This window comes from Armatimonadota bacterium (genome assembly GCA_013314775.1).
GTDB lineage: Bacteria > Armatimonadota > Zipacnadia > Zipacnadales > JABUFB01 > JABUFB01.
On sequence record JABUFB010000010.1, the window covers coordinates 433,322 to 445,983 of the forward strand.

The following is a 12,662-nucleotide window of genomic DNA, read 5'->3' on the forward strand; positions in this document are numbered from 1 at the left end:
CCCCGCTTCCTGGTCCCAGGAAAACTTCCCACTCGCCCGGCCACCTGCAATGAACCTGAATGAAGGGGTGTGATCACGCACCATGGAGAAGCCCAGATTCTGCGTGCTCGGAGCCGGTCACGGCGGCACGGCGATGGCTGCCCATCTGTCGCTCAAGGGGTTCGAAGTCAACCTGTGGAATCGGTCGGATGCCCGTCTCGGCCCCATCCGGCAGGTGGGAGGCATCGAACTCCAGACCCCGGAGCACAGCACCGTTGAGGCGGGCTTCGGCAAGCTCGGGGCGGTCAGCACTGATTGCTCGGAGGTGGTGCCGGGCTGCGATGTGCTCATGGTGGTCCTCCCCGCCACCGGTCACAGGGAGGTCGCCAAGAGCATTGCATCCTGTGTCCAGGAAGCCCAGATCGTTGTGCTCAATCCCGGACGCACCGGCGGCGCGCTGGAATTCGCCCATGTGCTGCGGGAAGCGGGCTGCAGGAAGCTCCCGCTCATCGCCGAGACCCAGACATTCATCTACGCCAGCCGCGCCGTAGGCCCCGCGCAGGCCAAGATCTTCGCGGTCAAGAACAGCGTGCCCGTGGCCGCATTGCCCGGCTTCCGGACGTGCGAAGTCGTGGCCGCCCTGCGCCACGCCTACCCCCAGTTTGTGCCCGCGACCAACGTCCTGCGAACCAGCATGGACAATGTCGCCGTCATGTTTCACCCTGCGGTGATGCTGGTCAACTCGGCGCGCATCGAGGACACCCACGGGGATTTCGAGTACTACCTGCAGGGCGTCACTCCCTCGGTGGCCGCATATCTTGAGGAGATGGACAATGAGCGCATCCGCGTGGCCGAAGCCATGGGCATAGGCGCCATGCGTGTCCGCACCTGGCTTTACACCGCCTATGATGCAGCGGGACGCGACCTGAACGAGGCCATCCACGCGAACCCCGGTTACAAAGGAATCATGGCCCCGCAATCGCTCATGCACCGGTACATTCTTGAGGATGTCCCGTGCAGCCTGATCCCGATGATCTCCATTGGCGAGCAGTACGGCGTTCAGACGCCCACCATGCGAGCGGTCGTGCATCTGTGCTCGCTGCTGATCGGACGGGACTTCTGGCAAGAGGGCCGCACCGTCGAAACCATGGGCATAGAGGGACTGTCAGTGCGCGAGCTTCTCAGACTGGTGAATGAGGAGGAGTTTTCTGATGCCTGAGATCCTTGCCGCTTCACTGGGCAACTGTGTGCACGTTGCCGGCGCGCTCAACTTCCTGCGTCTCGCGCGCAGCGCAGGCTATGACACCACGTTCCTGGGGCCCGCGGTCTCGGTGGATGTGCTGCTGGACGCGGTGGCTGAACGCAAGCCAGACATCGTCGCGGTGAGCTACCGTCTGACCCCGGAAGTCGCGACGAAGCTCTTCGATGAGCTGAAGCGCAAAGCTGCCGATCGGGGGCTCTCTGGCCCGCGCTACCTGCTTGGCGGGACCCCACCCGTCGCCGAGGCCGGGCGCAGGGCCGGGATCTTCGAGGCCGTTTTCGCGGGCGACCAGTCTCCGGACGAGATCGTCGCGATCCTGCGAGGCGAGGGACGCAAGATATCCCCCGAGGACTTCGGCACAACACTGCTGGACCGTGTTGACAGGAGCTATCCGGCGCCGATTCTGCGCCACCATTACGGGCAGCCGACGGTGGAAGCAACGGTCGAGGGTGCGCGACGCATCGCCGAGGCCCGCGCGGTGGATGTGATCTCCATTGGACCCGACCAGAACGCCCAGGAGCATTTCTTCCGCCCGGAGCAGATGAAGCCTGAACTGTCCGGCGCAGGCGGCGTGCCCCTGCGGAAGCCCGAGGACCTGCGTGCGATCTACGAGGCATCGCGCTGCGGCAATTACCCGCTGGTGCGCTGCTACAGCGGCACGCGCGACCTGATCCGCTGGGCCCAGGTGCACGTGGAGACCATCGACAATGCCTGGGGCGCCATCCCGCTCTGTTGGTATAACACGCTGGATGCCCGTTCGGACCGGCCGCCGGCGGTCTCGATCGCCGAGAACATCCAGGCCATGCGATGGTACGCCGACCGCGACAAGCCGGTGGAGTGCAACGAAGCCCATCACTGGTCCATGCGGGATGCCCACGACACTATCGCTGTGGTCGCCGCGTTCCTGGGCGCGTACGCATGCAAGTCCGTGGGCGTTCGCACCTACGTTTCCCAGTACATGTTCAACTCCCCCGCCTCGACCTCGCCGATAATGGACCTGGCGAAGATGCTGGCCAAGGTGGAACTCATCGAAAGCCTCCGCGGCGAGGACTTCCGGGTCATCCACCAGACCCGCGCGGGGCTGCTGTGCTTCTCGGCCGACCCCAACGTGGCCAAAGGCCAGCTTTCCGCGTCCACCGTTCTGCAGCTCCAGTTGCGGCCACACATTGTGCATGTGGTCGGCTTCTGCGAGGGCGACCACGCAGCGCGGGTGGAGGACATCGTGGAAAGCTGCGCCATCGTGCGCGGGGTGTTCCGGCAAGCGCTCACCGACATGCCCGACATGCGCCTCGACCCGCGGGTGGTGGCGCGCAAAGAGGAACTGGTGGCGGAGGCGAACCTGCTTCTGGACGCACTGCGCGAACTGCCGTCCTGTGCCGATCCGTTGTGTGACCCGGCGACCCTCGCCCATGCCATCAAACTGGGCTACCTGGACGCTCCGCACCTGTGCGGGAACCCGTGGGCGGCGGGGCAATTGGCAACCGCGCCGGTGGAGGGGGCGATTCGGGCCGTTGACCTCGACACAGGCCAGGTCCTGTCCGAGCGGGAGCGCCTGCAACGCCTGAGAGCCGCCCACCCAGACTGACGGGAACGGAGAGAGGCATGGAGTCGCTGATCCGCAACAGCACTGCTTCGGCTCCGCCGGACGCAGTAGCGCCCGATGCGGATCAGACGATGTTCTTTGCTGTTCCGAAGCGACGCTTGCGGATATCCTCGGGCCGCCAGTCCACTGCGGCGAAGTCCCGGAACATTCCCAGGTTCAGGAGGGTGTTCGCGGGGATGTTCTCGCGGGCGGTGGCGCCCACAATGTAGTGGAGCATCCACGGATGGAGGGATCCCGGCACCGACTCGCGTTTCACCGCGAGGTGCTCCCGTGTGACCAACTCGCCCGCCGCGATGGCCCTCGCCGAGACTACGCTCTTGCGCCGCGCCAGCGCTCCGGCGGGCATCTTCCCGTCGCTGTTCACCACCACGGAGTTCACGCCTTCACCCAGCGCCTCTTCCACCTGCCGCACCTTGCGGACCATGTCCCGCACGCTCTCAACATCCACGGAGATCGACGCATCCGGGGTGTCCGGGTTTTCGTCCACGTTGAGGTGCTTGCTGATGAGCACCGGGTCCATCGCCGCCACCGCGTAGATGAGATGCTTGCTGGTGGTGTGCTCCACGCAACCCACCACAGCCCCAATGCGGTCGAATGCCGCCCGGTAGGTGTTGATGACCCGCAGATTCGCGCAAGCATACGCCTCATCCGTATCGCCGGATTCCAGGGTGGAATGCAGGACAATGGGCCCCTGCGCGCCGGCCTGCTGCAGCCGGTTCACGGCCGCCTCGGCCTCCCCGAGAGAGGCCCCGATGTCGTGAAACGTCACGGGCAGCCCGGTCTTCCCCGCCAAGTCCAGCATGATCGGGTTCTGCATGTCATCCGAGTTCAGGTTCAGCATCGGCGTGCCCAGCGAGACGGCAAGCTCCAGGCTCACCGGGTCCAGCGGCGTGTGGTACAGGATAATCCCCAAGTCCACCGCGAGGCGGTGCATATCCTCCCACTCGCCCCGCTGGAGAGACAGCTTCTTGTACAGGTCGTATCGCTCCGTGCCTGGTACGCCGTCCCAGTAGAACTCCTCGGGATCCCACAGGAAGGTGTCCACGCCGTCGCATCCAGCCTCCGCCGCAGCACGCAGGAGCAATTCCATCTTCTCCGCACTGCCCAGATGCGAGCAGCCGACCTCCGCGGTCAAGAAAATCGATTCCCCGTATCCGATGCGCCTGTCGCGCACCTCGATGGTCGTCGCTTTCATTCCGTCGCTCCTGACTTTGCCCCCGGATTGCCACGGTCCAGGCGCACGGATGCCCGGCGCCTGAGGTGGCTTTCCGCCGCGAGCGCAGCGGTCGCCCCCTCCGCCGCCGCGACCACCATCTGGCGCACCTGTTTGCTGCGCACGTCACCGGCCGCGTACACGCCCGACACTGCGGTCCGGCACAGGTCGTCCGTGATGATGAACCCCTTGGCGTCCGTCTCGAGGGCGTCCATCAGGAACTCTGTCGCGGGCGCGGCGCCGCGCAGATAAAGGAAGATTCCCGACGCTTCGAGCACATGCTCGTTCTGGTCCCCAGTGAACCGTGCGCCGATGACCTGGTCGTCATCGCCGAGGATTTCCTGGATCTTCATCCCACAGCGCACTGATATGTTTTCGGCGGACTCCAGGGCAGCGAGCAGTTCCGGGTCCACGCGAACCTCGGGCATTCCGGTCACGAGGTGCACCGAACTGGCGATAGTTGACATGTTCAGCGCCTCTTCCACCGCCTGGTCGTCGTCTCCAACCACCAGCACATTCTCGCCGCTGTAGAATGGCCCGTCGCACGCGGTGCAGTAGCAGACCCCGCGCCCCTGGTACTCTTCCTCGCCCGGTAGCCTGCCAGCGGGAGCCATGGCGCCGGTGGCCACGATCACCTCGTGTGCGGCAAGGACTTCGCGCCCGGCGTACACGAGCTTCACTTCGCCGCTGAAGTCCACGCCGGCCACAGACGCGATGACGTGGCGGGCACCGGCGGCAACGGCCTGGCGGCGAATCAGCTCAACGAGGTCGCGTCCCTGGATCGGCTCCGCCTGTCCCGGAAAGTTGGCCACGACAGGCGCCTGGGCAGCCATCCCCGACAGCTCGGTGGGGCTGACCACCACCGTGTTCAACCCCGCGCGGGAGGCGTAGAGGGCCGCGGTCAGCCCGGCGGGCCCGGCGCCAATGACGCACAGGTCGCAGTTCGCTTCAGTCTCGGCCATCGCTCATCACCGTCCCTTGAGCGTCATTCCCAGGTCAGGATTACCTTCCCCGCAGTCTGGTCGATCATCCCGTCATACGCCGCCTGCGCCTGTTCGGGTGGGTAGATGCCAGTGATCAGCCGGTCCACATCCAGCCCGCTCTGGTACATGCAGAGCATGTCGTCATACCACGCCGGGTGCGCCACCCAGTTGCCCATCATTCGCATATTGCGCTTGATGATGAGCCTCTGCGGGTCGATGCTCTGCTTCCCGTGACCCACGCAGACGATGATCCCCTCGGGCTTCGTGGCATCCATCGCCACGTCAAGAGTGTCTTGCCTGCCCGCGCACTCGTAGACCTTGTCCGGGCCCCACCCGTCGGTCATGTCCTTGAGCAGGCCCACCATGTCATCCGTCGCGGCCGGATCGATGGTCTGCCAGGCGCCCATCTTCATGGCAAGATCCCTCCGAGCCTTGCTGGGCTCGACCGCAATCACCTTCGCCCCCAGGAAAGCCTGCACGAGTACCATACCCAGACCCACCGGGCCGCAGCCGAACACGCAGGTGATGTCTCCGGGCTCGAGACCAGAACGCATCGTGGCCCCGTAGGGCACCCCGAGACCGTCCCCGCAGAGCAAGACCGCTACCGGATTGCTCACGTCATCATCCAGTTTCACCATGCTCGCGGCCTTGGAGACACAGTACTCCGCGTGGGTGGAGCTGGGCGTGCCCACCTCGCTGCAGAAAGTGTCCTTGCCGATCCGGCACCATCGGCACTTGCCGCAGCCCTGGAGAGTGAACACGCCGACGCGGTCCCCCTCTTCCCACTGTGCGTGGCCGTTGGGGTCGGCAATGATCCCCGCCACCTCATGTCCCGCGTTCATTTCCATGCCCTTCTCCCCGCGCACTGCGCCCATCTCGCTGCCGCAGACCCCGCTGGCTGTGACCTTGACCAGCACTTGATTCTCGTTGGGAACGGGCACCGGGTACTCATCGATTTGCACTTTTCCGTTGCCCAGTATGTGTAGCGCGCGCATGGCTGACTGCTCCTTTACTGATGAAAGGCCATACGGCCCGAAGTCCGGCACCTGGGCAATTCCGCACTGTGGCCCAGACTCCTCCCGTCGAGCAACCGGAAGGAACCGTTTGTGCACCCCCCCGCTAGCCCTCTATCTATCCCCGGGTAATCTGCGCCCCTGCACGGTTGTGAGAGATCGGGGCGTGTCATTCGGATAGCGTCACGTGGAGGGGTATCGATGGTCGGTTTCCCCAGGGACATCGAGAGCCTCCTTGGCGCCCATTACCCGGGCTTGTCCACAGCGCAACGGCCCTAAGCCTGCCCAGGACATCACTCCTCGATGACCACTACGCTGTGGATATGAACCTGATCCAGGGTCACCGTCAGCACTCCGTCCGCCCAGGACCACTCGAATCGGTCGCCCGCAGGCACCACCGTCACCGACTTTGGTTCCTGCGCCAACTTCACCCGCAGACCCACATCCGGCACCGGCGGCAGGTAGTCGACAATCACCCGGCGGGGCATGAGCATTTCCCCCGCTCCCCGGTTCAGCAGGTTCGCCACGATCTGCCCCGGCCGTCTCCTCAGGACCAGCTCAACCTGCGCGGGCGCATCGATCTCCGCCGCCCAGTCGATCCCCAGGTCCGAGACGATATTGGCGATGAAATCCCGCAGCCACGGGTAATGACCGGCAAAGTAGTTGCGGAAGATCGGGCCGTGGATTGCGGTGATGGTCCCCTTGCCCACGCTCCTGCGGGTGACGATCACTGCATCCGTGGTATCCTTCGCCGGTTCCTCGTTCGCCAGCTTGTACGCCACCGCAACAGTATCCGCCCCGGGCTCAACCGCCTGCCAGTCTCCGTAGACGCCCACCGTGCGACCGTTCACTTCCAAGTAGCACGGGCCGGTGTCGGGGTCGAGGTTGGCCGGTTCGCCGACTTCCCGCGGCGTGCACCCCACCAGCCCCGGCGTCTCACGGCTCAGATGCCCGCCGGACAGAATGACATGCCCTCCGCTTTCTGCAAAGGCTTCCAGGAAGGCGACCATCTGGGCGCTCAGGCCGTCCTGCTCGGGCGCAACGAGAAGCCTGTAGTCACAACCGCGCTCCAGTGCGATCTCTTCGGTGAGGATATCGGTAGACCGCCCGGTCTCCAGCAGCGCCTGCAGGCTGCCCTCAATCGGGTCCACGGCAGCCGCGTAGTTGAACAGCGGAGCATTGTGGCGGTAGTAGGTGTCCGCGAGGTGCAGGATTGCGGCTTGTGGGAGGGTCTGTGTCTTGAAGGCCGCTGCCTGACGTTCACGGCAGAATTGGGCGACTTCGGCGAGGATCTCATGCCTCCAGCCAACCAGCCAGCCGGAGCGCTCCGGCTTCTCGTAGAGCATCACCGCGCCGCCAAGAGCCACAACTTCGGCCACCTCCTGCTTCAGATGCTCCGCAGTCTTCACAGTCCACGGCTGCTCCCCCCGCATCTCGCCGGCCTTGCAGAAGTCCCAAGCCATGAGGTCCCAGGTGATCCCTCGCGCGTCGAGAATGCGGCCTTCGAGCGCCGCCCGGTCCGCTCCCCAGATCCAGGTGTAGTCGCCGCTCAGGTAGTCCACGGGGGCCCTCACAGGATCCGGCTGCCGGATGGTGTACATCCAGTTGCTGCAGACACAGCAGTCCGGCTTCACTGAGTGGCAAGCATCGGCATATTCGGTGACATGCTCCACGAACAGATCGCGGTGGAAGCGCAGCCAGTCGTCCCAGTTGGCCTGCCCCGGCTCACGGGGGATCTCGGTGATCCCGGTTCGTCTGGAAAACTCCTGGATGCAATCGTCGCAGTAGCACGGCGCCGACGCCCAGTTTTCACCGTCTACCCAGAAACCATCCACATCGTACTTCTCGATCAGTTCCAGCATCTGCGGTATCATCAACTCGCGCCGATAGCCGCTGAGCGGGCACGTATTGTTGGGATCGCGACTGCCATCGGCGTTCACGCGCCCCCACTCAGGGTGCAACTCGATTGCACGGGTGTCCCAAACCCCCGAATAGTGCATGCCAAGGCGGATCCCCAGCTTGCGAGTGACGTCGCGATGGATGCGCAGCGCGTCTTTCACCACACCGGGCGATGTTGAGCCGACCTCGGTGGGCCAACTCGTCCAGCCCGCATGGCCCTTGCAGTCACATTGAATCCAGTCCGGACCCACCCGGCGCAGGCGCTCCTCCAGATGTTCCGGGGTGAGTTCCGCGCCGAGATTGGTGTCCGTCTCCCGTGCGTGCAGGTCGTAATGGATGCCGTAGAACACGTCCTCATGCCAGTTTCGCTTTCGCTCACTCACGGAAATGGCCTCCGTTGACGGCGGATGATCGGGATGCGGTCAGGAAGTTCGCTGGTCTCGGCAACGGGACCTTCGCGTGGCCCCAGACCCCGCTGAATCGCCGATTCGCGCTTGCTTTCGGGGGGCAATTGTGGTATATGTATCGCTCGCCCAAGGACGAATGCCCTCTACGCATGTCGTCGGCGGAGTGACGCCGGCGACGTCGTGTCTTGCGTGGGCCAGATAAACTACCGACACCGGAGATTCTTGATGCCACAGCTACCGTCCATGAGGAAGAGACTCCGCCAGGCGCAGGTCCGCACTGAGCGCAACCGTGCGAAAAAGAAAGCCATGCGCCTTGCCATCCGCAAGGTTCTCGATGCCGCCCGTGCGAACGACGCGGATGCCCTGGCTGCTGCGATCCCCGCAGCCCAGAAAGCCATCGACAAGTGCGCGAAAGTCAACGCGATCCACAAGAACATGGCTGCCCGCCGCAAGTCCCGGATGATGAAGCGCGTCGCCTCCCTAATGTCTTCCGGGTAGCAGTCATTCTGACAGCGGTCCACGCAACCCACCGCCGACACGACACGCCGGCGCCCTTGTTTCGAGGCGCCGGCGTTTGCTCTTGCCCGTCTCGGATCGGCTTACAGACCGCTTGAGGGGTCTGTGGTCAGAAGCAGTCCACCGATGACCCCGGCCCCGGGAAGCTCCCCAATCTCCACTCTGATTTCGCCCGTGGGCAGTTGCACCGGGCCAACATTGACCCACGTGGCCTCCGCAGACGTCGCGGGCCTCGTGACCGGATCCCGGCTGATACGCACGGGCGGGATTTCACCCGGCCCCAGCATCTTCACCCACACGCAATATGTGCCCGCATCCGAGACCTCCACGTTCCACCCGGCAGTTCCGGGGCCCTGGAGTGCCTGGACTCCCGGCAGGTCGGGGTGAGCCACGAGCCTCGCGCCGCCGGATAGTCCCGCTGCCCCGACTGCCAGCCGCATATAGGTATAGCTACCGGTGTCGTCCGCCAGGTCCACCGGGACAATGCTGACATCGTCAAGATACATGTCCACCGTGACAGAGTCCTTCGTCCGGGTGTTGAGGGCCAAGTAGTTCCGGTCGTTGTAGGCCGGCGTCTCGAAGTCTACCGTGAGCCTCTGCCACGTTCCGCTCTGCGCCAGGTCGTAGGCATTGGTCGTGGCAGAACCGCGCGATCCTGATGCGTCCCTGAACTGGATGCGCATGGACGGACCCGGCGCGCCCTCGGATATGCTGTTTACCTTCAGCCACGCGTTCAGTCGGTATTTCGTGCCCGGCTTGAGCCACATGATTTCGTAGGAAGACCCGCCCGTGTCGTAACTGGTGTTCACGTACTCGTTCTGGTTCGCCACAGTCCCGAATATGCGCAGGCTGGCCCGTCCCGAATGCCGCTCATCCAGGCTCTGCTCGACTTTCCAACCCCGTGACGGCCACCCGGCGATGTTCTCCTCGAAGTCCGGATTCGGCACCAGCGTAGGCAGCTGCCTGCGCGCCGGGCTGCGAAGCGCCTTGTCGATGCGCTCCAGGTACTCGCGGAAGAGCGGCCCTGGCATCTGTCCCAGTTCGTGCAACGCCTGAGCCGACGCGCACAGGGTATATCCCGCGCTCTTGCCGCCGGTGGGAAGGCTGCTCCACCCTGCGGCCATGGACTTGCGGCAGACTTCGGCAAGCGCTTCGTCCTGGGCGTGCCGCGCCGCGAAGGCCATGCCTTGCATCTGAATCCACGCCCGACCCGGTCCCGCGCTGGTGTTGGGGCAGGATGTGTACCGGAAACCCAGAGCCTCCGGCACCCACATGGTCTCCATGATGAACCGCGCGGTCTTCACGATGTCCTGTGCGATGGTCTCGTCGCCGGTCTCGTCGTAGTACATCTTCTGCGCCGTCATCTGCACGCCCAGCATGAATCCGGCTTCACCGTAATGCTTCTGGTCCTCCGGGCAGTCACAGTGGCCATTGGGCAGCTTGTGGTAATGGAACCCGTGGTCGCCCGTTTCCAGCGATTTCGCATGCACCGCTTCAAGAATGATCCGCGCGGCATTCAGGTAGTACGGGTCTTCAGTGGCCAGAAACGCGGCCATCTGCATCTTGCCGACCCACCCGGGCTCGCGCGCGTTGTAGAACGTATAGTTGGTGGTGCCCGGCCCCCCATAGTTGTCGGCGATCAACCGCGCGGTTTCATACGACCTTCGGTCGCCACCCATCAGATAGTGCTCGAACATCCCCTGGCACCACACATGCCCGCGGTTGTCGGACCAGCCGGGCGATGCGTACACCTTCATGCCCTTGTACTCGGGCGGGTAATACCCTGCAGTGTGCCCGATACTGTGGGTCCATTGCTGCCCCACGCGGCGCGGGTCGTCAGCATGGTGCCGCGTATCGACGTCGCGCTGATGACGCACGGCTTCTTCCGCCCGGCGCCAGAATTCCGGCGTTCCGGTGCGCGCAAACTGCGTCAGGAATCCGTGGCCCAGATCGTACTCCAGGTTGCCCCAGTTCCAGGTGCGCTCCCCATGCCAGTCACCGAAATTCATCATGCCATACTCGCGGGAGGCATCGCGCTGCTCGAGGAACCGGCGGATACCGGTTTCCAGTGACTCGTCATAGCCTGGGAACTGGTCCCGGGTAGACACCGCAAGCCCCTGCAGAGCGCGGGAATCTTCCACCCATTGTGGCGGCACGGACGCCACCGGGCGCTCGCCGAGGAGCGACTCCGCCGCTTCCGCATTCTCCCGGCACAGCCATAGCTCCCAGGTCTTGCTGAAGCCCTGGCGGACGGTGTGCAGGCCGTCGCGGATGTGATAGTACAGTTTGTCTTCATCCTTGCGTCCCGCGTAGAAGCCTTCAGGCAGTCGAGGGCAAAGGCCGAAGTGAGCGATGCCTCCACGCAGTTCCACGGACGCAGGCCACTGCTCCCAGAAGCTCCGCAAGAGCGCCCGGTCGCCGCCACCGAGAGCGAGTGCGCCTTCGATCCGCTTGCCTTTGTCGCCGGCGGGTTCGGTGATCCATTCGAAGTCCTCGCGCTGAAGAACCCGCTCGCCCTCTTCGAGGGTCACGGATGCCTCGCCCTCGCCCACTGTCACCGCTTCGCTCCCGGCTCCCCGCAGTCCCAGCTCGAGGGACTGGATGGCGGTGAACTCCTGCCGCGTGTTGTCGTTCTCCACGGTGTAATCCACCCGCGTGCAGCCCAGACCCTCCCAGACGTGAAAGCGCATCGTGTACGCCCAAAGGCGCGCGCCATCCTCGGCCACATGATGCCCCTCGATACGCAGGACGGACTTCACCGGCCCGACTTCCTCCAGGGCCTGCTCGTCGACTTCGTCCTGGTAGACCTTGCCCTCGCTGTCCACCAGGCGCACGAATACTGGCAGGGGCAGGGCGCTCATGCCGAAGGGCACGATGTCTGGACCGTAATCCTGCCGCGTCACGGAGGCGCCGTACTCCAGCACCGCCTCGCTCTGGTCTGCCGGGGCAAGGAAGTCCACCCGCAGCCATTTGACGCTCTGGTCCGACCGCCAGCGGGTGACCGCAACCGCCTGCGACGCGATCTCCTCACCGTCCACCAGCACCCGTACCCGCGCCGGATCACCCAGTTCCCCTCGGGCGAATGGCACGCCGAGGGTGTACGGTATCCGCGGAAGCTTCCAGTCCCCCGGATGCAGGCGCACAGGGATCCGGGCGGCGTCGGGCCGGGTTGCGGGAGGTTCCGGTCTGTCCACCGTCACTGTATCCGAAACAAAGCTCTTGCCCCCACGGGTCTCTCCGACTACACGCAGCTGCACGGGCCAGCTCTCGATGCCTTCAATGTCCGCGCGGTGGTTGTTGGCCCAACCGGTGCCGGGGTCCGAGCTGTTCGTGCCGCCCCTGAGCGACGACGGATCTTCTTCCACGGTCATGCCCAGTTCCGGGGTGGGGCCGTATTCCACGGAACACTTGGCGGGGTCGCCTTGAGCGGTGATCCAGCGCACATGAACGACACCGTCCAGGTCCGCCCAGGCGTCCAGGGACACGAGAATTTGGTCCTGCCCCACAGCGGGCACGGCGAGGGTGAACAGGCAAGGCGCAACCATGAGACAATGTCTCAACATTCCTTGTACCTCCCAGCCGGTTTTCCGATCCCCGACCGCAATTTGCTCTCATGCGGGCAGATTGACCGCGCCTCCGCGTCTTTCCTGCCTGGAGAGTGGAGTCCGTACCAAAGTCTAATGCCGGGGCGTGAATTTCGCTGAGAACGCAGGGAGCTACCCTTTGTTCGGAGAACGGTAGGTTGTCACCCAAAACCAATCTCCGAGGGGGTAGCTCCGTGAGCACAG

At 64.5% G+C, this 12,662-nt stretch carries 8 protein-coding genes; 3 read left to right on the forward strand and 5 right to left on the reverse strand.

All coding sequences use genetic code 11. The features are described from left to right. The first annotated feature begins 82 nt into the window (after positions 1-82). Positions 83-1,198 (forward strand): NAD/NADP octopine/nopaline dehydrogenase family protein, encoded by a 1,116-nt coding sequence (locus tag HPY44_14540; protein ID NSW57229.1) that lies wholly within the window; start codon positions 83-85, stop codon positions 1,196-1,198. Further along, positions 1,188-2,825 (forward strand): cobalamin B12-binding domain-containing protein, encoded by a 1,638-nt coding sequence (locus HPY44_14545; protein ID NSW57230.1) that lies wholly within the window; start codon positions 1,188-1,190, stop codon positions 2,823-2,825. Before HPY44_14540 ends, HPY44_14545 begins: the two co-directional genes overlap by 11 nt. Positions 2,826-2,907: 82 nt before the next feature. Here HPY44_14545 and HPY44_14550 read toward each other — a convergent pair whose 3' ends face one another. The 4 genes from HPY44_14550 to HPY44_14565 all read right to left on the reverse strand — a co-directional run bounded on the left by HPY44_14550 (position 2,908) and on the right by HPY44_14565 (position 8,334). Further along, entirely contained in the window at positions 2,908-4,038 is a 1,131-nt protein-coding gene (locus HPY44_14550) for an N-acetylneuraminate synthase family protein (GenBank protein ID NSW57231.1), read from the reverse strand. Further along, positions 4,035-5,018, reverse strand: coding sequence for an FAD-dependent oxidoreductase (locus tag HPY44_14555; protein ID NSW57232.1), 984 nt, complete (start codon positions 5,016-5,018; stop codon positions 4,035-4,037). Before HPY44_14555 ends, HPY44_14550 begins: the two co-directional genes overlap by 4 nt. Positions 5,019-5,041: 23 nt before the next feature. Beyond that, positions 5,042-6,034, reverse strand: coding sequence for a zinc-binding dehydrogenase (locus tag HPY44_14560; protein ID NSW57233.1), 993 nt, complete (start codon positions 6,032-6,034; stop codon positions 5,042-5,044). Positions 6,035-6,345: 311 nt separating this feature from the next. Then, a complete protein-coding gene (locus HPY44_14565) occupies positions 6,346-8,334 on the reverse strand; it encodes an alpha-L-fucosidase (GenBank protein ID NSW57234.1) in 1,989 nt (662 codons plus the stop codon). Between the two features lie 249 nt (positions 8,335-8,583). On the opposite strand from HPY44_14565, the gene rpsT reads away from it, so the two are divergent. After that, positions 8,584-8,856 (forward strand): 30S ribosomal protein S20, encoded by a 273-nt coding sequence (rpsT, locus tag HPY44_14570; protein ID NSW57235.1) that lies wholly within the window; start codon positions 8,584-8,586, stop codon positions 8,854-8,856. A 101-nt stretch (positions 8,857-8,957) separates the two neighbouring features. On the opposite strand, the gene HPY44_14575 is transcribed toward rpsT, so the two are convergent. Continuing rightward, entirely contained in the window at positions 8,958-12,437 is a 3,480-nt protein-coding gene (locus HPY44_14575; protein NSW57236.1) for a carbohydrate binding domain-containing protein, read from the reverse strand. Positions 12,438-12,662 lie beyond the last annotated feature (225 nt).